We start from the raw sequence: 20,303 nt of genomic DNA, 5'->3' as shown, positions 1-20,303 counted from the left end.
CCCGAGGACGATCCGCGCTATCGCTCCTATGTGCAGACCTATATCGACGTCGCCGGCCGGCGCGGCGTCACGCCCGAGGCCGCGCGCACGGTGGTTCGCACCAACAACACCGTGATCGCAGCCCTTGCGGTGGTGCGCGGCGAAGCCGACGCCATGATCTGCGGCGTCGAAGGCCGTTACATGAGCCATCTGCGCCATGTCCGCGAGATCATCGGCTTCCTGCCCGGCGTCAGCGATTTCGCGGCGCTGGCGATGATGATCACCACCAAGGGTTCCTATTTCATCGCCGATACCCAGGTGCGGCCCAGTCCGAGCGCCGAGGAACTCGCGGAGATGGCCTCGCTCGCGGCGATCCACGTGCAGCGCTTCAACATGAAGCCGCGCGTCGCGTTCGTGTCACATTCCGACTTCGGCAGTTATGATAGCGACTCCTCGCGCAAGATGCGCCGCGCCACCGCGCTTCTGAAGGAGAAGCATCCGGAGATCGAGGCCGACGGCGAGATGCAGGGCGATACCGCGCTCTCCGCCGCGGCGCGCAAGCTCGTGCTGCCGCATTCGAAGCTGGAAGGCGACGCCAACATCCTGATCATGCCGAACCTCGACACCGCGAACGTCGCCTACCAGATGATCAAGACGCTGGCGGACGCGCTGCCGGTGGGACCGATCCTGATCGGCCCGGCGCGCCCCGCGCATATCCTGACCCCGGGGGTGACGGCGCGCGGCGTGCTCAACATGACGGCGGTGGCCGCCGTCGAAGCCCAGGAGCGCGCCGGCCGTCAGCAGCCGACCTTGTTCGGATAGATTCTGGTTCAGATTGAATCAAGACCAGGGAGCTAGCCTTTTGTTCTGACGCGTTTTCTTCACGCGAGCCGTTACCCGCTTCGCTCGAAAACGCTATGATCAAAAAAGCGCCTTGGTTCTGCTTCTATCGGGAGGTCAGGTTGGGGCGCGCGCAGGCTCCTGCGCGGATGGTTTCGATTTGAGCGTTTGAAAAGCGGAGACGAAACGCCCATAATCGTTTCGCGCCGCCTGCTACCTTTGCTTGCAATTCAGTGAGGCCGATCCCATGCCAGCGTTAGTCACCTTCGGGCGAGTCCTGTTCGCCGTGCTCTTCATGTACACGGGAGCGACCAAGCTCTTCGCAATTCAGCAGACGGCGGACTTCATTGCATCCAAGGTGACCATTCCGGCGCTGCTTGCGCCCTATACGGCGCAGCTCGAAACCATGGCGGGCATGCCGATGCCGCAATTGCTGGCGTTTGGCGTCGGCGGCTTCGAGATCCTCGCCGGCCTGATGATCGCGGTCAATTTCGGCGCGCGCTTCTTCGCGATCATGCTGATCTTCTTCGTCATAGCGACGACCTTCTACTTCCACGACTTCTGGAACCAGCCGGCGCCCGAAAATGCCAAGACGCTGATCGAAGCCTTGAAGAACCTGTCGCTCATCGGCGCCCTGTTTATGATCGCAGGCTACGGCAAGGGTCCGCGACCGAATGAACCGGCCTACGGGGATATCTGAAGCCGGCAGCGGCGGCTTCAGACCAATTCAGAAATTCCGGATCGCCACACGCGGACCGTCGAGTGCCGCGGCCGCGCTCTGCGGCGGCGCGACCTGCTCGATCTGCGCGGTCCGCGCCGCTATCCTGCGGGCCTGCAGCCATTGCGGGAACCACATCGCGATGGCGGGGAAGATCAGCACCAGCGCCACGCAAGCGACCTGCAGGACCATGAAGTCGGCCATACCGCGATAGATCAGCCGCAGATTCCATTCCTTGACGACCTGCTTGAGATAGTAGGCCGACATGGCGACAGGTGGAGACAGGAAGGCGGTTTGCAAGACGACCGCGACGATGCAGCCGAACCAGACCATGTCGTAGCCGAGGCCCTTGGCTACCGGCGCGAGCATCGGCAGGAAGATGAAGACGATGGCCGGCCATTCGAATGGCCAGCCGAGCAGGAATATCAGGGTCAGGAGCAGGGACATCGTGCCCCAGGGAGGCAGCGGCGAAGCGAGCAGGGCGTTGGTCATCCAGGTTGCCGTGCCGAGCCATGAGAAGACGGAGCCGAATACGTTGGAGGCGACGGCAAGCAACAGCACCATGCTGGTCGTTGCCAGTGTGGCATAGCAGGCATCAAGCAGCCCGCGCCATGTGAACCGGCCATAGGCAATGACGAGGAGGATCGCCCCCAGCGCGCCGAATGCCGCTGCTTCCGCGGCGGTCGTGATACCGGCGAGGATGGCGCCGAGGGTCAGGATCGTCAGGATGGTCACCGGCACCAGACCGACCAGGCACTCCCACAGCACGATCCGCACCGAATCGGGCCGTTCCTCGACCGGCACCGGCGGACCGAGCTTCGGATTGAAGTAACAACGGATCAAAGTATAGGCGATGAACATCGCGGACAGCAGGAAGCCCGGACCGAACGCTGCGGCGTAGAGATCGATGATCGAGATATCGAGCACCGGCGCCATCACAACCAGCATCACTGACGGCGGGATCAGGATGCCGAGCGTGCCGCCGGCGGCAATGGAGCCGGCCGACATCCGCACATCATAGCCCGCGCGGATCATCATCGGCCCGGCCATGATGCCGAGCAGCGCGACGGTTGCGCCGACAGTCCCCGCGGCGATCCCGAACAGCGTCGCCGTGAGAATGACGACCACATAGAGCGCGCCATTGAGCGGCGCAAAAAGGTCGCGGAACGCTTTGAACAGCCGTTCCATCAATCCGGCCTGATCGCAGACGAACCCCATCAGGATGAACATCGGCACCGCGACGAGTTCGTCCTGCTTCATCAGGCCGATGGTCTGCAGATAGGCGAGGTTGAAGACGCGCTCGCCCATGCCGACATAGCCGAACGACAGCGCCAGGAACAGCAGCGTGAAGCTGATCGGCAGGCCGATGAAGATCGCCCCCAGCATCACGAGGAGCATGACAAGTCCGAGGACTTCGAGTCCCATCATATCTCGATCTTTTCCTTGTGCTCGAACTCGCGCCCGAACTGGACCTGGTACCAGCACTTCAGGACCTCGGACACGCCCTGGATCATGAGAAGAAGGGCAGCCAGCGGGACCGTTGCCCGGAAGGGCCACATGATCGCGCGCCAAACGCTTTCCTGCGACCGTTCGCCGGTGTCATAGGAGTGCAAGGCATCATCATAGCTGATCAGCATGAACGTGATCATGGCCGGATAGAAAAACAACAGATAGGAGATCAGGTCGACGATGCCCTTCTTCCGCTCCGAGTAATTCTCCCAATAGATGTCGGTGCGAACATGCGCGCCCTTCAACAGCGCGTATCCCGATCCGAGCATGAAGGCCGCGCCGTTGACCATGAAGCTGGATTCGTAGACCCAAACGGTTGGCGCGCCGAACCCGTAGCGCATGACGACCTCGTAGGAGATCGTCACCACCAGAAACAACATCGACATGGCAATGAGTTTGCCGGTCACGTCGGTGAAGCGGTCAATCGCCCGGATGATCGAGTAAAAAGCGTGCGGGAATTCGCCGCCCGGATTGCTGGCGACCGACGCACTGGGGTCCGCGGACATGATCGCTCCTCTTCAGGCAATGCTGGCGTCCGGCGGTTCGGACGCCAGCAGCTCCGCTACTACGGAGAGATCATTTCTTGGTCAGGTAGATCTTGTTCTTCCAGTAATACTCGCCGGCAAAGTTGTATGGCGGGAACCAGGAGAGCTTGAACGGCACGATCTGTTCAGCATAGGCCTTCTGACTGTCGATGACCTTCCGATAGAACGGATTCTTCGCCGCATGCTCGGCCTGAATCTTCTCCCACTCGTCGAGGAAGTTCTTCAGGATCTCATCGGGCGTACGATGCATCTGCACGCCCATCTTGATCAGTTCCTGGCAAGCGTGCGCCGTCTCGCGGTTGAAGGCGAAGTTGCGCTGTGTCGTGGCGTAAACGCTCGCCACCTTGATGATCTCCTGCAAGTCCGGCGTAAGTTTCTTCCAGACGTCACCATTGATCATCAACTGGCCGCCGGTGACCGGCTCGTGCATGCCCGGCGTGTAGTAGTGCTTGGCGACCTGGTGCAGACCGAGTTTCTTGTCTTCCTCGCAGTTAATCCATTCGGCGCCCTCGATCACGCCGCGCTCCATCGCCGGCACGATCTCGCCGCCGGGAATGGTGACGACCGACACGCCGAGCCTGCCGTAGGTCTCCGCGCCGATGCCGTAGATCCGGTACTTCAAGCCCTTGAGATCACTGAGGCTGTTGATCTCTTTCTTGAACCAGCCCATTCCCTGCGGGTAGTCGGTCGGGATCGGGAAGCCGACGACGTTCAGCTTGAGGACATCGCGGTAGAACTCGTCGAGCAGCTTCATGCCGCCGCCGTCATAGTACCAGGCCCAGTAGTCCGAGCCGTCCATGCCGTATAGCGGACCGTGCGACATCGGTATCGTCGCGGTGTTGCGGCCGAGAATGTAGCCGAATGGGCCCATGCCGACGTCGAGCACGTTCTTGGAGGTGGCGTCGAACACTTCAAACGGGGGCACGATCGCGCCCGCCGGAAGCGTCTCGATCTTGAGACGTCCGGCCGTCATCTTTTCGACGGTCTCCGCCCACAATTTGAAGATGAGATGGAAGTTCGAGGATGCGGGGTGGGTCGACTGACCCTTCAGTACTAACGGCTTTTCCGTAGTCTGAGCGTGAACCGGTGCAGCGAAGGCGGTGACAAGTCCAAGGGTCACCGCTGCAATCATAGTTGAAGCGCGCCTCAACATGTTGTGGTCCTCCCGATGGTGGTGTTTGCTTATTTTTTCTTTTCAGGTTGGAACCGCGGCCGCGTACTGTCAAGCGATCTCTGGCCGAGCTGGCTTACGGCGAGGCTGATTGTACGAAAGGATGACGCCCTAGGCGATGCGCCGCCACGGTGTGACGGTGACTTGGTGGGCGGCGTCGAGCATCTGCGGCTTGCCGGCGCGCAGCCCATGCGCGGCCAGGATGTCCTGCGGCGAACGCGCGGGCACGCCGGGGAAGCAAGGTTCGCCGCCGGGAAGGCGGACATGCGGCGCCACTGAGAGCCAGAACTCGTCGTAGCGGTCCATGAACATGCCGAACACGCCGGGGCCGCCGATCACGGCGACGGTGCCGGCGTCAACGCCGGCATGATGGCAGGCGACTTCAAACGAAGCGCTCGCAGGATTCCATAGGGTTGATTTCGGATTGGCCGGGTCGGGCGCGATCGCGTCTACTTTCCGCGTCAGGATGATCCGCCTGCGCCGCGGCGAGTTCGGCTGGTCTTCGTAGGAATTGCGGCCGTGCAGGATCAGATCGGCGTGGTCGAGGGCGGCGGTGAAGAACGCCTTGTCGCCCTCGAACTTCAACTCGTCAGGCATAACGTTACGCGCATCCGCCAACATGCCGTCCGCGGAGACGATGACATAGCCTTCGATACGCAGCGCCGGCACGGGTCCGTGTCGCGCCGCGTTATTCCGAGATCGTCTGCACGACGCTGGAAACCGGGCGCGAGCTCACGGTCGGCAGCTTCAGATCCTTGACGATGTCTTCGTCATACTGGGCGATGGTCAGCACCGGCGTCTTGGCGCGCATCGCAACCACCTTGTAGCCGCCGGCCTTCAGCTTCTTCAGAATTTCGGGCAGGGCTTCCGCCGTGTGCTTCTGGAAGTCGTGCATCAGGATGATGCCCTTGCCGTTCTTCTCGACCTTGCGCATCACGTTGTCGATGATCGTCTGCGCCTTGCTGGCCTTGAAGTCGAAGGAATCGAGGTCGCAGGAGAAGATCCCGATGTTGCGGTCGCCGAGATAGGTCACCATCTCCGGCGGGTGTTGCAGCGCGGGGAAGCGGAAGAACGGCGCCGGCGCCTTGCCGCCGAGCGCCCATTTCACGGCGCTGAAGCCTTTTTCGATTTCATCCTTGCGCTGCTGCTCGTTCAGCTTCTTGTTGACGAGGGCTGCATGTGACCAGGTGTGCGATCCGATGGAATGGCCGGCCGCCATCACCTGCTTGAGGATTTCGGGATAATAGGTGGCGTGCTTTCCGATCGGGAAGAAGATGCCGGTGGTGCATTCCTCCGCCAGCGCCTTCAAGACCGCAGGCGTGTTCACCGGCCACGGACCGTCGTCAAACGTCAGAACCACTTCCTTGTCGCGAAGGAAATCGAGTTCCTTGAAATGCTCGAAGCCGAAGCCGGGACCGCCCGTGGTATCGATCTCGACGGTGCGGCCGATACCGAGCGCGCTGGGATTGTTGCAGGGCGGTCGGGTCGGGGCGGGCGCCGCTGCAGGGATCGGTGCTGGAGCCGCCTGCGGAGCAGCCATGCCTTTGGCGGCTGGTGTCTGTGACCACGCCGCGCTCGATGCCAGCAGCGAAATCGCGCCAGCAAAAATCATCCCTGCCCGAATGCGCATCTTGCTTTCCTTGTTCGAATCCCGCTCCCGGGTCGCGGCTTTGCCGTGATCCGGTCTGCCTCCATCCGTTGACGGACCGTACCTTAGATGGAGGGGGCGCGCCAACGCAACGGCTGTCGCGACCCCTAGCCGATTTGTCCTCGATCGGGTTAATTCAGGAGTCGGCGAGTGCCCGTGCGATGGCGGTCTTTACCCGTGAATCCACGGGGTCGATGGATTGCGGGAACACGTCGGCGATATAGCCGTCACGTCCGATCAGGTATTTGTGGAAGTTCCATCGTGGAACATCCTTCGGCCGCGCTTCCGCCGCCCATTTGTAAAACGGATGCGCGTTCGGTCCCTTGACGACGGCCTTCGCGGCGATCGGAAAGGTGACGTGATGGTTCTGCGTGGTCGCGGTGATTTCGGTTGCGCCGCCCGGCTCCTGGCCGCCGAAATCGTTGGAGGGGACGCCGACGATCATCAGGCCGCGGCCGTGAAACTCGGTCCACAATTCCTGCAGCCCGCCATATTGCGGCGTGTAGCCACAAAGCGAAGCGGTGTTGACGATCAGGATCGGCCGGCCGGCAAATTCGGACAGCCGGATATCGCCGCCGCCCAATCCCGGAAATGAAAACGCATAAGCCGTGATCCGGCTCATCGCAGCCTGCGCCAGGGATCGCCTGTTCGAGGTGGCGGCTGCGATCGCGGCCAGCGCCGCGGTCATCACGCTTCTGCGGTCCATCATGGGAAGCCTCGGCCGTGGTTCAACAGCGCAAAGCATAGCGCAACGCGCAGGCCGCTGCCGCTCAACAAGGCGTTATGCGGTCTACCGCAGCGGGACGATGAAGTCAGTGCCTTCGCCGGTTTCGCCGCCCTGATTGACGCCGAGATCGGACACGATGATCGAGCCACCGGTGGTCAACGCCTCGGCGATCCGCGTCATTGCCTCAGGTGCGACGGTGATGCGATCCAGCGCCTCGGCCGGGCTGTTCGGCACCAGCCGCGGCTTGGCCTCGGCGGGCGCGGCCATCTTGCGGCGGCCGGCTGTGCGGTTGTCCTCGTCGCCCCGGGCTGCATTGCGCGCCGTGACCGGTAGCGAGACCACCGACCAGCGCAACAGGTTGGGATCGTTCTTGTCGACTGCGACGGTGAAGACGTGCGTGCCCAGCGGACGGTCGCTTGGCGCTATGGTCACCGGCACCTCGAACTGCGGCTTGAAGTTCTCGCGAACGTAGAGCTTGGAATCCTTGAGGCTCACAAACACCGCAATCTGGCCGGGACGCCGCGGCGGCTCCGCCTTGGCAGCCTTTTCCGCCCCGGGCAGACGCGCCGGATCTTTCTTCACGTCGGGAGCAGCAGCCGGTGCACCGGTGACCGGTTCGGCGGGCTTTTCGGCGGTAGGCTTGGATTCAGCCGTCTTGGCTTCGTCGGCTTTCGGCGTTTCCGTCCTGGCAGGCGGGGCATTGGCAATCGCCGCCGTGGGGGCCTCGTCGGTTTTCGCGTTCTCGCTTGCGGAGACTTCCGTCCTAGTGAGCTCGCGGGTGCCAGTCGCGTCGGCTGCCGGCTCGGACTTCGGTGCGTCTGCATCGGCTTCCGCGTCTGACGTATCGCTGCCAGGCTGGACGCGGGCCACAGACGGCGTTGCATCTGATACGACCGTGTTGGTCGCCGGCCGCGCGCTGCTGGCATCCGCGGTGTGAGTCTGCTCGCGCAACGGCGCTGCGTGCCCGACGGTCGGTCGAAGTTCGAGGCTGGCCTGCGAATTCGCGGCCTCGATCTCGCGGCCCGCATCTGCGCCCTTGTCGCTCTTTACCGCGGGCGCGTCATTTGCCGGATCGTCGGCGAGGAGAGGCTGCGGCACGACCTTCTGCGCCGCGAGCAACGGGTGGGAGAAACTGGCAGGCGTAATCGGGCCGGGCGTGATGATGACGCGCGCGCCCATCCTGGTCCAGTTCCACATTTTTATCGCAAACGCCGTCGGCATGCGGATGCAGCCATGCGACGCCGGATAGCCCGGCAATACACCGGCATGCATCGCAATGCCCGACCAGGTGATGCGCTGCATGTAAGGCATCGGTGCGCCGCTGTAGATGTTGGAGCGGTGCATCTTGTGCTTCTGGATGACGCTGAACACGCCCATCGGGGTCGAATGACCCTTCATGCCCGTCGACACCGGGCTTTCTGCGAACAATCCTTTGGCGTCGTAGACGCGAACCTTCTGCTGTTCGACCGAGACCGCGATGATCAGCGGCCCCTGCGGCTTGGCGTTGGTTTCCTTGATGGTCGTCTCGGTCTTGGCTGGCGGCCGGCGCAGCTTCGGCTTGCGCGGCTGCACCATCGGCGCGGGCCGGTAATAGCCGGGATCGGAATCCTGCCAGTAGAACATGGCGGCGGCATCCGCCTGGGAAGCGGCGGCAATGGAGCCTGCCGCGGTCAACATCGCAATCTGCCAAAATCGCTGCTTCGAAATAGTCGCGCTCGCGATACTCGCACTGAAAAACCGATGCCCGCTCACGCGCGTGATCCTCAAATCCAGTTACTCGAATCTACTGTCCTGCTTGTTCATTTGTTGTCGCAGAGGCGAAAAGCGTTCACCAGCATAGGCCTTATTATTTCAGCGCTTTTCGCCCCGATCGTAGCAAAAAAGCCTCACATTCCGTTAAACGGCGCTTGGGTCAATCTGACGCCATCCATAAGGCGGTACTGCGGCCTTCAAGTCCGCTGCGGCCTTCCTGTTCCACTTTCCGGCACTACATAGGCGGCGAGCCCTTCAGCGGAGATTTCAATGACATCCAAGGCCATCGTTAAGTGTGACAGGAAGTGGAGAAGTGCGGCCTTGGTGGTGTTGGCGTTGACATTGTGGCACGCGAGCCCGGCGTCGGCCGCTGATGAGCCCGACCTGATCTTTCGCCGCTCGACCGTGTTCAAGTGGCTGAGCCCCAACGACAAGCTCGCGACCTACGCTGTCGATGACCCCGAGGTCGACGGGGTGGCCTGTCACTTCACGGTGCCGGAAAAGGGCGGCTTCAAGGGCTGGCTCGGCCTCGCCGCGGAGGTGTCGGACATCTCGCTGGCGTGCCGCCAGATCGGCCCCGTCAAGTTCAAGCACAGACTGGAGCAGGGCGATGACATGTTCCGCCAGCGCCGCTCGCTGTTCTTCAAGAAGATGCAGATCGTTCGCGGCTGCGACGCCAAACGCAACGTGTTGGTCTACATGGTCTATTCAGACAAGCTGATCGAAGGTTCACCCAAAAACTCAACGTCCTCGGTGCCGATCATGCCCTGGGGAGCCGGCGACATCGCGGTTCAGAAATGCGGTGAATTCATCCAGTAAGTGCGATGCCGGCAAGAATCTGAGATCGGATCCGGGATCCGAGATGAGGGCTTCGGGCTTACCGTTTGACCGGATTGGAATATTGGCGGGCCTCAAGGCCGGTTCCGACCTTGCGGTCGCGGCAACCGACTAGCTGCACGAATTTCTGCGGCGCCGATACATTGCCGCGAAATTCGCTGCCTTGCTGAGACATCGCACCACAAACGCTTGTCGGATGCTCTGAAGTCTTTCTTTGGCGGCCTGTCTTCAGGGAAGGATCGATCCGCATTTCGGAGCCCTCAGCGACCGGCTTGTCGGGTTTGCGGGTCGCGGTTGTTGCACTGCCAACATCGTTGTTGCCACTACGCACGACTGCCATCCTTTGTTGAGGAGGGGTCACAACGCACAAGCGCGCGCAAGGTTGCACGGCATTCGAGTGAGTCGGCCCGACCGAAGCTTCGGTTCATCCGATCAGCCAGCGAACGAGGCTGTCCTCGTCGACCGGACGAGCGCCAAAGCGGCCCTGATTGGCGGCCTGCGATGCTCGGCCGGATCATCTGAAGTGAATGGGTGCCGGCTGAATTCATTGAACTTTTCCCGCTAATGTTTCGTCTGGCAGCGTCGACGAAACAATTCTCCTGCGCAATGAAACCATTTTCCGTTTTTGGCGCAGATGTCCGGAAACAGCCGATGGCTATCCAGGAGCCAACGAGACGGCGGACACCGCCGGACAGGGATCACCGGAGACAGTCAGATGCGGACCATCAGCTTCATCCTCGCCTTCGCGTTCATTCTGGCTGGTCCCTCGATGGCTGGTTCGTCGGACCAGGCTCTGCCGGGTGTCGGCACCTTCGCCTATAATGGTTCGCCGGTTGCGACCCCGGCGTCGCAGCCGATGGTCGTGGCCGCCAATTAGCGAACGGATCCTCCGCAAAAAGATCGCCGACAAAGGCCCTGTATGTTCGTACGTATCTGTTCTGCAGCGATCCTGGCTTCTCTTCTTCTCAGTGGCGCGGCGCAGGCTCAAGTCCAGTTTCAGCCGCCGCAGACCACGTTCCGTTCCCTTTTCAAGATGCCCGATCCGCGCGGCGAGTTTGTGCGCCTTTGTGCGCCCCACATGGTCGGGCGCTGGGCGCATCCCGAACGCGTTTGCGGCTGCCTGCACGACTACGCCGCCGCGACCGTGGAAGATGCCGACCTGCGAGAAGCGCTGCTGCGCGGCATCAGCGAGACCGGGGTGCCGACGATCGAGACCGCATGGGTCCCGCCATCAAAGCAATCCGAAATCGGCCCGACCTTCACCAAGATCGCCAAGCCGACATTGCAGTGCATGTTCGAGCCGGCGACGAACGAATAAAGTGAGCGCGTCGCGCTCACGCACGAAGCTCTCTTTGCCGACGCTGTCATTCTTCGTCGCAGCGGTGAGGTCGCCGGTCAGTGCGAGCGCGCGTGGTTATCTCCGCTTGGTCCCGAGCCGCGGAATGCATTTTCGCGTGCGCAGCACGCCTGACGTCGTCATCTGCGAGCCCTGGACTTCCTTGATCTGACCGGCCGGGCATGAGCCATCGTCTACCAGCACGCGCTGGCCGAGCCGCAGGTCGATAATGTCCTGTTCTCGCGAAACCACCTGGGCCAGAGCGGGACTCGTAAGGAGCCACAGCGCGATGCCGGCGGGCAGGGCAAGCGATCGGGCAGCCTTTGTCGTCATCATTCCGGTCTCGCTCACTTGGTCTTGATCTTCAGCCCATCGGGCCCGACATTGATCTGCAGGCCCTCGGGCTCTTTCTTGGTTTGATAGAGGTTGTAGCCGAGCACACCGACCGCGACGATCAATGCGCCGATGATAAGATAGAGAACGTTGCGATTGCCGGGCATCCGGTGGTTCCGTGATGTTGATGGGCGAGCTTAGTGACGCGGCGGCGATTCTCATAGAGCGCGAGCCGTGCTGCGCCGGCCGCGACAGCTATGTCGCGGACTTCAGCCTTCTGACGCGGGTTCCGCTGTTTGCTTTACGGTTTGTCCGCAAGGCAGCGAGCGATGCCTCCGCCAGTCTTTCGGCGGATGCAACCAGTTGCGGGATCGGATGGCCGGCAAAGCCGAGCACGAAACCCGGCAGCGGGCGCACGCGATGATAGGTTTCCGCCAGCAGCCAGCCTGCGACACCCGCTTCGGCCTTTGCCTTTGCGGCCACCAGCGGATCGGTCGACGGATCGAACCGCGCGACCAGATGCAGCCCCTGCGACGGTACCGGCACGGACAGCTCGCCATTCGATGCGGCCAGTAGCGTCGAGGCCAATGCGTCGCGCGCTTCGCGGTAAAGCCCGCGCACCCGGCGCAGGTTTGCCGCGAACGCGCCGGAATTCAGCATGTCTGCGACCGCGCCTTCCAGCAGCGTGCCGGGGAAGCGGTCGAGCGCGGCGCGGGCCGCTGTCACCGGCCCGACCAGCCGCTCGGGCAGCGCGCAGTAACCGATGCGCAATCCCGGAAACAGCGTCTTTGCAAACGTGCCCATGTAGATGACGCGCGAAAGGTGATCGATGCCGGCGAGCGATAGTAAGGGCGCACCGTCATATCTGAACTCGCTGTCGTAATCGTCCTCGAACACGAAAGCGTCAGCATCCTTCGCCCAGTCGAGCAGTTCGAGCCGCCGCGCCATCGACATCTGCACACCGAGCGGAAACTGGTGCGAGGGTGTGACGTAGGCCGCGCCCGCCGAAGGAGCAACCGCCCGGCCTTTGGCGACGATCATGCCTGAGGCGTCGACCGGCACGGAGACGGGGCGCAGGCCGCAATGTTCGATCGCCTTTCGTGCGGCGGGATAGCCGGGATCCTCGCACCAGATCTGATCGCCCGACTTGAGAATCGTGCCCAGCACGATCCGCAATGCGTGCTGCGTTCCCGACGTCAGCATGATCTGATCCGGGTCGCAGCGCAGCCCGCGCGCCGACAACAGGTGATCGGCAATTGCGGCGCGGAGCTCGCGGCTGCCCCGCGGGTCGCCGTACTGAAGGTGCTCAGTGCCGAAAGCGCGCATGCGCCGGCCGGCAAACGATCTGAAGCGCTGCAGCGCCCTTTTATCGATATGCGTGCAGCCGAGCGCCAGCGCGCCATGCTGCGGCGGCTCGATCGCGATCTTGGTCTTGCTGATATCGTTGACGCGGGCGGGAATGCGGGCGGCGACGAAGGTGCCGGAGCCGACGTTGGCCACCGCAAAACCATCCGCGATCAGCCGCTCATAGGCCGAGGTGACGGCGTTGCGACGGAAGCCGGTCTGCTTTGCCAGCGTGCGCGACGGCGGCAGCGGCTCGCCGGGTTTTGCGATCCCGCCCGTGATGGCGTGGCACAGCGCCTGATAGAGCCGGTGCTGCGAGGAGGCGCCCGGCGTCACATGCGGACCGGAAAGATCGAGCGCAAGCTCCGGCTTGCGTCGCGACGCCAGAGAATTGGTCGGAATTTTTCGCATAGGATTGGCACTATCGCAGACCAAATTAGCCGATACAACTCTCAGCGACCGCACACAATCCCGACAGGAGTTGCCGTGACCACTGATGCGTATCCGCTTTCGTCGCGAAACCAGGTGAAGCGACGGCATGATCGCGGCTTCTACGATCACGCCACGGTCCATGGCCTGCTGGACGCGTCGATGCTGTGCCATGTTTCCTATGTGATCGACGGCCAGCCCTATTGCACGCCGACTTTCTTCTGGCGGGAGGGGAGCAGGTTGTACTGGCACGGCAGCAGCGCCAGCCGCATGCTGCGAAATCAGTCTGTCGGCGAGAAGGTCTGTTTGACGGTCGCGCATCTCGATAGCCTGGTGCTGGCGCGCTGCGGCTTCAATCATTCGGCGGACTACCGCGCGGTGATGGCGTTCGGCACCGCCTATCTCGTCACCGATGAAGGCGAGAAGAAACGGGCGCTGGTCGCCATGGTCGACCGGTTCTTTCCCGATCGGACCGCGACCTTAAGACAAAGCACGGTGCAAGAGATCAAGGCGACGTCGGTGATTGCGATGGAAATCGAGCAGGCATCCGCCAAGATCAGATCGAAGGGCGTCGCCGACGACGATGAGGACTACGAACTGCCCATCTATGCCGAGCGCATTCCGGTGCGCACCGTGCTGGGCCGGCCGGAACCCTGTCCGCGGCTGCTTGACGGCGTCGGGCGCCCGGCGTCGCTGCGCGGCTATTCGGAAGGCCGCCTGCTCGAAGATGCATTGCGGGATGCGCATTTTGCGCATTACGCCGGCGGCTGAGATCGGGGTAGGGTGCGTTCCTAACCCCTTTGAATTCTCGACTGGAGCCGCCGCATGACGACCGATACGCAACAGAAAATCCTCGACGCCGTCGATGCCAGCTTTGACGCGCAACTGGCGACGACAAGGGATTTCGTTGCGATTCCTTCGACCCGCGGCGCCGAAGGGCCATGCCAGGACATGATCGGCGATCTTCTGCGCCAGCGCGGGTATGAGGTCGACGACTGGCATATCGACGTTGGCGATTTGAAGGATCTGCGCGGCTTCGGCCCGATCGAGCATGATTTCTCGAAAGCGCGGACCGTGGTCGGCACTTACCGGCCTTCGAACATTTCCGGCAAATCTCTGATCCTGCAGGGCCACTGCGACGTCGTTCCGGCAGGCCCGCTCGATATGTGGGAGACGCCACCGTTCTCGCCGACCATCAAGGACGGCAGGATGTACGGCCGCGGCGCCTGCGACATGAAGTCCGGCACCATCGGCGCGCTCTATGCGCTGGACGCGATCAAGGCCGCAGAACTGAAGCCCACGGCGCGCATTCACTTCCAGTCCGTGATCGAAGAAGAGAGCACCGGCGTCGGCGCGCTCTCGACCTTGCAGCGTGGCTACCGTGCAGACGCCTGCTTCATTCCGGAGCCGACCGGCGAGACGATGGTCCGCTCGCAAGTCGGCGTGATCTGGTTTCGCCTGAAGGTGCGTGGCTTCCCGGTGCATGTGTTCGAGGCCGGCGCCGGCGCCAACGCGATCATGGCGGCGTATCATCTGATCCGTTCTTTGCAGAAGCTCGAAGAAGAGTGGAACGAGCGCGCCAGGGCGGACCGCCATTTCAAGGCGGTCGCCCATCCGCTCAACTTCAATCCCGGCATTATCAAGGGCGGCGATTGGGCCTCCAGCGTGCCGGCCTGGTGCGACGTCGATTGCCGCATCGCGGTGCTGCCGGGCTGGTCGATCGCTGAATGCCAGAAGGAGATCTTGGCCTGCGTCTCCGCCGCCGCACGCGACCACAGATTCCTTTCCAACAACCCGCCGCAGGTCGAGTGGTCGGGCTTCCTGTCGGAGGGCTATGAGCTGACGAATTCCGCCGAGCCGGAGGCTGCGTTCGCCAAGGCGTTCGAAGCCGTCTATGGCGGCGCAGTGCCGGACCGGGCGTTCACGGCGCTCACGGACACGCGGTTCTACGGCCTGAACTACAACATCCCAAGCCTCTGCTTCGGCGCGAAGGGCGCTGCGATGCACGGCTTCAACGAGTATGTCGAACTGGAGTCGCTGCGGAAGTCGACCAAGGCGACCGCGCTGTTCATTGCGGAATGGTGCGGGGTGGAGAGGGTGTAGAAAGCTACGTCGTCCCTGCGAACGCAGGGACCCATACGCCGCGGCCTATCAATGGCGCGAGATGGTCGTGACCTTCTGCTCCAATTGGCGCCGGTGGTTATGGGTCCCTGCGTTCGCAGGGACGACGGTTAAATCGTGGACTCCGGCCACAGCGCCTTCACGATCGCATCCAGCCCATCCGTCAGCGCTGCCGGTCCCGGCTGCAGGATGATCGCCGACTTGATCTCGACAATGCGGTTGTTGCGCACCGCCGGGATATCGCTCCAGCCCGGCCGCTGCCGGATGCGATCCGGCACCACTTTCTTGCCGCACCAGGACGCGAGGATCACGTCGGGGGCGGTGTCGCGCACGACATCGGGCGAGATGATCCGGTCCTTGGCGGCCTGCTGAAACCGCAGTTTTGGCAGCGCGTCCTCGCCGCCGGCGATCTCGATCAGTTCGGACACCCAGCCGATGCCGGAGATCAGCGGATCGTCCCATTCCTCGAAATAGACTTTTGGCTTGGGCGAGGCGCGGGGTGTTGCCGCGACGCGCGCGAGGCGCTCTTCGAAGCCACTGGCGAGTTGATCGGCGCGCTCCGCCACACCGATCATTGCACCGAGCGTACGGATCATCGCGAGGATGCCCGCAATGTCGCGCTGGTTGAAGACGTGGATGGCGATGCCCGCGCGCACCAGATCGGCGACGATGCCGGCCTGCAGGTCGGAGAAGGCCAGCACGAGATCGGGCTCGAGCGCGAGGATTTTCGGGATGTCCGCGGAGATGAAGGCGGAAACCCGCGGCTTCTCGCGGCGGACCTGCGGCGGCCGCACCGCATAGCCGGAGACGCCGACGATGCGGTCCTGCTCGCCGAGCAGATACAGCGTCTCGACAGTCTCTTCGGTCAGGCAGACGATCCGACGGGGCGGGAACTGGCGCATGGGGACGATATGCCGAATTAACGGGGCATTGTCACGGCAGCCATTACCTCGGAAGTCATTGCCTGCCTTACATGCGCCGTCCATGCTTCGATCGGGATCAATGGATCGGCCGCTCGATCCCGCGTATCAGACGTGCCTTGCAAGAAACGGGAGGACTGCCGGACCATGTCGCTGCTCGACAAAGTCAATGCGATGAAGATGCCGTTCGCGGAGCTGAAGGGCGTGAAATTCACCGAAGTCGAAAAGGATCGCGTGGTCGCGCGTATGCTGGTGCGGCCCGATCTGTGCACGCTCCATCACACGATTCATGGCGGCGCGGTGATGGCGCTCGCGGATTCGGTTGGCGCCGCGGCGACCGTTATCAACCTGCCTGAGGACGCCAAGGGCACCACGACGATCGAGAGCAAGACCAATTTCATCGGTGGCGCCAAGGAAGGGGCGACGGTGGTCGCTACCGCCACGCCGGTGCACCGGGGACGCCGCACCCAGGTCTGGCAGACCCGACTGGAGACCGAGGACGGCAAACTCGTCGCGGTCGTTACGCAAACGCAGATGGTGCTGTAGCTTCAGGCCGCATCCACCGTCTGCACGGCGTTCAGCATCCCAGTTTGCGGATGACAATCCACATATTCGAAAAGCTGCTCGTCGGTGCGGGCGACGGTGACCTCGTGGTAGAGCCGCAGTTTTGCGGCTGGCCCGAGGGTCGACAGATATTTCATTGCGGCGCCGAAAATCCTGACATGGGTCGGGTGCGATTCAGCCCAGCGTTCCAGCGCCGACAGGCTTTTCCACCAGCTCATGCCGTAGGATTTCTCCGTCGTCGCGCCATCTGGACCCACGACCGTCATGTAGCGGTTGGCGTAGCAGCCGATCGAGCGTCCCTGATCGCGCAGGAAATCCATGCCTTCGCGCAGCACCGGCTCGACATCGCCGAGGTACATCTTGCGTTCGGCAGCTTCGGTATCGCCCCAATCCTGGCCCGACCGGATCAGGCAGAGGTTGTCATGCGGAATGATCCGGATGCGCGCACCGTCGCGGATGGCGCGGGCGGAGCCTGAAGGCGTCATCTCGCTGGTTTGGGATAACGGGATGCGGTCGCGCATGCCGCCCCAATAGGCGTGCTCCAAAACCTCGCCGCTCATGCCATCGGCGAGAACGGCGACTCCCTCGGGCCTTCCAAGTGACGAGAACAGCGTCTCATAGCCCTCCACGGAGGGGTAAAGCGCCTCGATGAAAGTCCCGAACCCGTTATTGGTCCGCTGGTCACCGGTCCAGCGCTCGCGCGCGGCCGGAAACCAGCGGTCGAATTTTTGCCGGTCGTCCCAGTAGGCGACTGTGACGACATTGGTGAAACCGGCCTCGTCAAGATAGCTCGCGCGGTCCCAATGCGTTGGGCCATCTGCGCTTGCGAAATCCGACGCGAGCCGGGTCAAGGCGTGCTCCGCAGCGACCAATGGCGCGCCGCGGGTCTGGACGCCGAAATAGGCCATCACCACCCGCGTGACGCTTGGTCTGTGCCGCGCCACGAAGGACGGATAGGGCGGCGCATAATCGTCACCGACCCGGCGGTGACGCGTTCGTGCGGTTTGCAGATGCTCGGGGATCGCGGATTCCATCGGCCTGCTCCTTGTCCGAATTGAAACGCCTCACGCCTGCAGCCGGATTTCGCTCATGACCTCGGCATCGAGCGGAAGCGAGAAATGCTCGACGCGGTTGGCGCGCGTGGTGTTGAGCAACAGCCGCGTGACGTCGGGCCGCGAATAATGCCCGGCCGGATCGGCGGCGTTCTTTGCCACGCCGATCATGCCGAGATCGATATCGGCATACAGAATCCCTTCCTGATCGGGCGGAAGTTTCTCGGCAAGCGAACTGCCGTCCGGCCCGTAGATCACCGCGTGGCCGCCGCCGGCATGCAGGAAGGCATGCTTTTCGGGGGAGTCGCAGAGCTCGTCGATCATCGCCTGCGAAACGACCGCGCAGGGGCCGAGGAAGAAGCACGAGCCTTCGACCGCATAGACCTTGCTGGCGGCGTTGTTGACCTCATGGCCGAGCGCATGCGCGAACGGATCGTACAGCGAAAAACTCGGCCAGGCGCCGACATGCACCTGTTCGTTCTGGGCGTACATCGCGTATTTCGATAATGGCTGCAGGTGCTCCCAGCAGCACAGCGCGCCGAGCCGTCCGACGTCGGCGCGATCGTGGACCGCGAGGTCGCTGCCGTCGCCTTCGCCGAATACGGTTCGCTCGGCATGGGTCGGCCGCAGCTTTCGCCGTTTGGCGATGGTCTCGCCGTCGGGGCCGATCAGCCATTGCGCGATATAGAGGCTTCCGCCGTCGCGTTCGGATAGTCCGAGCACAGCGGTCAGCTTGGCGCGCTTGACGGCTTGGCGGATCCTTTCCGCCAGCGGGCTGTCGAAGGCGAGCGAGTTGTCGAAGTAGCGCTGCACAAAACCGCGGCCGATCGCCCAGGCGGGCGCGCCGAGCCAGATCTGCCACGGGTATCCGGGAATGAAAGTTTCGGGAAACGCGATCAGCTTGGCGCCTTTCGCGGCAGCTTCCTCGATCAGCGCGATGGTCTTGTCCACGGTTGCATCGAGATCGAGAAAGACCGGCGCCGCCTGAACCACCGCCACTTTGTATTTCTGATGAACCAGACCCATCGCATCATTCCTTCCGCGTTGGCGACCGACAATCGCTGGGTCGCAAGCCTACAGCCATGGCAACGCGCGCCGCTTGTCCGCAGCGGAACGAAAACTTGTCTTAACGTGCAGATAGACGCCGGATGATTGTGGCGTGGCAGGAAGGAGGGTGCCGAGCGGAAGGCGTTATTTGCCCGGCTGTTCGCGCCATTCGCGCGGCGAGACGCCGAACCGCTGCTTGAAGATCCGGCTGAAATGGGCGAGATCGTTGAAGCCCCACGCGAAGGCAATCTCGCCGATGTGCCGGGCCTGGTAGGCGGGGTCGGCGAGATCGCGCTTGCAGCGCTCCAGCCGCTGCGTCTGGACGTAGCTGCGGAACGAGGTCTGTTCGGCGGCCATCAAGTCGCTGGCGTAGCGCGGCGAAATTCCTGTCGCCGCCGCTGCGCGCGGCAGCGATAATTCGGGATCGGCGAGATGCGTCAGGATATGATTCTTGAGCCGATAGAGCAGCGCCGAGCGATGGACCGACTGGTCCTGCAGGCGCCCGTGCAGCCTGTCGGCAAGCGTCATCGCGAGCAAATCGAGCGTCTGGTCGAGCAGGCGGCTCGCGGCGGCGGCATCGACCAGCTCGATCGTCTTGCTCACGTTGCGCGCGAAATCATAGGTCAGCCGCTCGAGCGGACGATCGCCTGCAAACGTCGTCGCCGTTAAACCATCGAATGAGCCGACGCGCTGTTGCAGGAGCTTGCGCGGCATCTGGAAAATCGTCTGTGAAAAGCTGTCGTCGAAGCGCAACTCGTAGGGGCGGGTGGTGTCGTAAATGACGAACTGTCCGGTGGAGACGATCGCCTCGCGGCCGTCCTGGAAGACGCCGTTCACGCCGTTGTTGCCGAGCGCCATCAGCACGAAATCTTCGCTGGCGCGGGCGATGCGCGACGGCGTGCGGAATACCCGCTGGGCGGTGGAATCGACCTGGGTGAGTGCGACCTGTCCGATTCTGGATTGCGAAACCGCTCCCCAGAACGCGCCGCGCATGTCCGATTTGCAGTCGAGGCCGACGAAGGTGTCGCAAACGATGTCCTGCCACGCCGCAAGCCGGCGTTCCGGAAGGCAAGAACTCGTGTCGAGCACGACAGCCACGACGGATCTCCACAAACCATCCGGGTGTGTTGCCTAGAGCTTCGGTTCTGATTGTCAGAACCGAAGCTCTAGATTCTTGTTTTGACGCGTTTTCTTCACACGAACCGGTATCCACCCACGGATCAAGTCCGAGGGCATGCTTCGCCCGAAAACGCTATGGAGCCCCAGCCCATTCAAAATAAGCAAGCCCCATGCCCAGTCTGCGCCGGGTGGCGGGCGTTAACAATTGGTTGATAAAGATTGACCTAAGTCGCTGGAATTATTGCCGTTATTTAAGGCAGTATACGGACAATCCGGGCTTGAATTCCATGCTGCGATGCACAATATAGATTG

23 protein-coding genes are annotated in these 20,303 nt (G+C 62.7%); 8 read left to right on the top strand and 15 right to left on the bottom strand.

Features of this window, described 5'->3' with window-relative positions; translation table 11 throughout:
- Both CP49_RS47450 and CP49_RS17265 read left to right on the top strand, forming a co-directional pair.
- Nucleotides 1-801, top strand: an 801-nt coding sequence (locus CP49_RS47450) for a phosphate acyltransferase (RefSeq protein ID WP_249762054.1), incomplete at its 5' end; no start/stop codon positions are given.
- Between the two features lie 265 nt (nt 802-1,066).
- Nucleotides 1,067-1,519 carry a DoxX family protein gene (locus tag CP49_RS17265; protein ID WP_057851401.1) on the top strand — a complete coding sequence of 151 codons (453 nt, stop codon included), beginning with the start codon at nt 1,067-1,069 and terminating at the stop codon, nt 1,517-1,519.
- A gap of 27 nt (nt 1,520-1,546) precedes the next feature.
- Here CP49_RS17265 and CP49_RS17260 read toward each other — a convergent pair whose 3' ends face one another.
- From CP49_RS17260 to CP49_RS17230, 7 genes are all read right to left on the bottom strand, one after another.
- On the bottom strand, nt 1,547-2,962 hold the full coding sequence (locus CP49_RS17260) for a TRAP transporter large permease (protein ID WP_063791711.1): 1,416 nt from the start codon (nt 2,960-2,962) through the stop codon (nt 1,547-1,549).
- Complete coding sequence (locus CP49_RS17255; RefSeq protein ID WP_057851400.1) at nt 2,962-3,552, bottom strand: TRAP transporter small permease subunit; 591 nt, start codon at nt 3,550-3,552, stop codon at nt 2,962-2,964. Before CP49_RS17255 ends, CP49_RS17260 begins: the two co-directional genes overlap by 1 nt.
- Before the next feature lie 70 nt (nt 3,553-3,622).
- Nucleotides 3,623-4,711, bottom strand: coding sequence for a TRAP transporter substrate-binding protein (locus CP49_RS17250; protein ID WP_197423142.1), 1,089 nt, complete (start codon nt 4,709-4,711; stop codon nt 3,623-3,625).
- Between the two features lie 162 nt (nt 4,712-4,873).
- Nucleotides 4,874-5,383, bottom strand: a complete 510-nt coding sequence (locus CP49_RS17245) for a dihydrofolate reductase family protein (RefSeq protein WP_057851552.1) — start codon at nt 5,381-5,383, stop codon at nt 4,874-4,876.
- Between the two features lie 67 nt (nt 5,384-5,450).
- The gene (locus CP49_RS17240) at nt 5,451-6,392 is read right to left on the bottom strand and encodes a polysaccharide deacetylase family protein (RefSeq protein WP_057851398.1); all 942 of its coding nucleotides are present in this window, start codon (nt 6,390-6,392) and stop codon (nt 5,451-5,453) included.
- Between the two features lie 154 nt (nt 6,393-6,546).
- Complete coding sequence (locus CP49_RS17235) at nt 6,547-7,119, bottom strand: glutathione peroxidase (protein ID WP_057851397.1); 573 nt, start codon at nt 7,117-7,119, stop codon at nt 6,547-6,549.
- An 81-nt stretch (nt 7,120-7,200) separates the two neighbouring features.
- On the bottom strand, nt 7,201-8,814 hold the full coding sequence (locus CP49_RS17230; protein ID WP_057851551.1) for a L,D-transpeptidase: 1,614 nt from the start codon (nt 8,812-8,814) through the stop codon (nt 7,201-7,203).
- A gap of 345 nt (nt 8,815-9,159) precedes the next feature.
- On the opposite strand from CP49_RS17230, the gene CP49_RS17225 reads away from it, so the two are divergent.
- Nucleotides 9,160-9,708 (top strand): CreA family protein, encoded by a 549-nt coding sequence (locus tag CP49_RS17225; RefSeq protein WP_057851396.1) that lies wholly within the window; start codon nt 9,160-9,162, stop codon nt 9,706-9,708.
- Nucleotides 9,709-9,766: 58 nt separating this feature from the next.
- Here CP49_RS17225 and CP49_RS17220 read toward each other — a convergent pair whose 3' ends face one another.
- Nucleotides 9,767-9,976, bottom strand: coding sequence for a hypothetical protein (locus CP49_RS17220; protein ID WP_156438489.1), 210 nt, complete (start codon nt 9,974-9,976; stop codon nt 9,767-9,769).
- 465 nt (nt 9,977-10,441) lie between these two features.
- On the opposite strand from CP49_RS17220, the gene CP49_RS46105 reads away from it, so the two are divergent.
- Together CP49_RS46105 and CP49_RS17215 are read left to right on the top strand one after the other, a co-directional pair.
- Nucleotides 10,442-10,603 (top strand): hypothetical protein, encoded by a 162-nt coding sequence (locus tag CP49_RS46105; protein ID WP_197423141.1) that lies wholly within the window; start codon nt 10,442-10,444, stop codon nt 10,601-10,603.
- A 42-nt stretch (nt 10,604-10,645) separates the two neighbouring features.
- Nucleotides 10,646-11,044 (top strand): hypothetical protein, encoded by a 399-nt coding sequence (locus CP49_RS17215; RefSeq protein WP_057851394.1) that lies wholly within the window; start codon nt 10,646-10,648, stop codon nt 11,042-11,044.
- A gap of 96 nt (nt 11,045-11,140) precedes the next feature.
- Here the strand turns inward: CP49_RS17215 and CP49_RS17210 are convergent, their stop codons facing one another.
- The 3 genes from CP49_RS17210 to pdxR all read right to left on the bottom strand — a co-directional run bounded on the left by CP49_RS17210 (nt 11,141) and on the right by pdxR (nt 13,150).
- The gene (locus CP49_RS17210; RefSeq protein WP_156438502.1) at nt 11,141-11,395 is read right to left on the bottom strand and encodes a DUF6719 family protein; all 255 of its coding nucleotides are present in this window, start codon (nt 11,393-11,395) and stop codon (nt 11,141-11,143) included.
- A gap of 14 nt (nt 11,396-11,409) precedes the next feature.
- A complete protein-coding gene (locus tag CP49_RS46100; RefSeq protein ID WP_197423140.1) occupies nt 11,410-11,562 on the bottom strand; it encodes a hypothetical protein in 153 nt (50 codons plus the stop codon).
- A gap of 88 nt (nt 11,563-11,650) precedes the next feature.
- Complete coding sequence (pdxR, locus tag CP49_RS17205; RefSeq protein ID WP_057851393.1) at nt 11,651-13,150, bottom strand: MocR-like pyridoxine biosynthesis transcription factor PdxR; 1,500 nt, start codon at nt 13,148-13,150, stop codon at nt 11,651-11,653.
- Between the two features lie 75 nt (nt 13,151-13,225).
- Here pdxR and CP49_RS17200 point away from each other — a divergent pair, with 75 nt between their 5' ends.
- Nucleotides 13,226-13,939 (top strand): pyridoxamine 5'-phosphate oxidase family protein, encoded by a 714-nt coding sequence (locus CP49_RS17200; RefSeq protein WP_057851392.1) that lies wholly within the window; start codon nt 13,226-13,228, stop codon nt 13,937-13,939.
- 54 nt (nt 13,940-13,993) lie between these two features.
- Nucleotides 13,994-15,271 carry an ArgE/DapE family deacylase gene (locus CP49_RS17195; protein ID WP_057851391.1) on the top strand — a complete coding sequence of 426 codons (1,278 nt, stop codon included), beginning with the start codon at nt 13,994-13,996 and terminating at the stop codon, nt 15,269-15,271.
- Nucleotides 15,272-15,399: 128 nt separating this feature from the next.
- On the opposite strand, the gene CP49_RS17190 is transcribed toward CP49_RS17195, so the two are convergent.
- The gene (locus CP49_RS17190) at nt 15,400-16,191 is read right to left on the bottom strand and encodes a cobalamin-binding protein (protein ID WP_057851390.1); all 792 of its coding nucleotides are present in this window, start codon (nt 16,189-16,191) and stop codon (nt 15,400-15,402) included.
- A 165-nt stretch (nt 16,192-16,356) separates the two neighbouring features.
- Between CP49_RS17190 and CP49_RS17185 the strand changes: the two genes are divergently transcribed.
- Nucleotides 16,357-16,755, top strand: coding sequence for a PaaI family thioesterase (locus tag CP49_RS17185; protein ID WP_057851389.1), 399 nt, complete (start codon nt 16,357-16,359; stop codon nt 16,753-16,755).
- 2 nt (nt 16,756-16,757) lie between these two features.
- Here CP49_RS17185 and CP49_RS17180 read toward each other — a convergent pair whose 3' ends face one another.
- The 3 genes from CP49_RS17180 to CP49_RS17170 all read right to left on the bottom strand — a co-directional run bounded on the left by CP49_RS17180 (nt 16,758) and on the right by CP49_RS17170 (nt 19,970).
- A complete protein-coding gene (locus CP49_RS17180) occupies nt 16,758-17,807 on the bottom strand; it encodes a phenylacetaldoxime dehydratase family protein (RefSeq protein WP_057851388.1) in 1,050 nt (349 codons plus the stop codon).
- A gap of 30 nt (nt 17,808-17,837) precedes the next feature.
- Nucleotides 17,838-18,851, bottom strand: a complete 1,014-nt coding sequence (locus CP49_RS17175) for a carbon-nitrogen hydrolase family protein (RefSeq protein ID WP_057851387.1) — start codon at nt 18,849-18,851, stop codon at nt 17,838-17,840.
- A 165-nt stretch (nt 18,852-19,016) separates the two neighbouring features.
- Nucleotides 19,017-19,970: an AraC-like ligand-binding domain-containing protein gene (locus CP49_RS17170; protein ID WP_057851386.1), complete on the bottom strand. Its 954-nt coding sequence runs from the start codon at nt 19,968-19,970 to the stop codon at nt 19,017-19,019.
- Between the last annotated feature and the right edge of the window lie 333 nt (nt 19,971-20,303).

It is taken from the genome of Bradyrhizobium valentinum (assembly GCF_001440405.1).
Classification (GTDB): domain Bacteria; phylum Pseudomonadota; class Alphaproteobacteria; order Rhizobiales; family Xanthobacteraceae; genus Bradyrhizobium; species Bradyrhizobium valentinum.
This window is presented reverse-complemented; position numbering and strand designations above follow the sequence as displayed.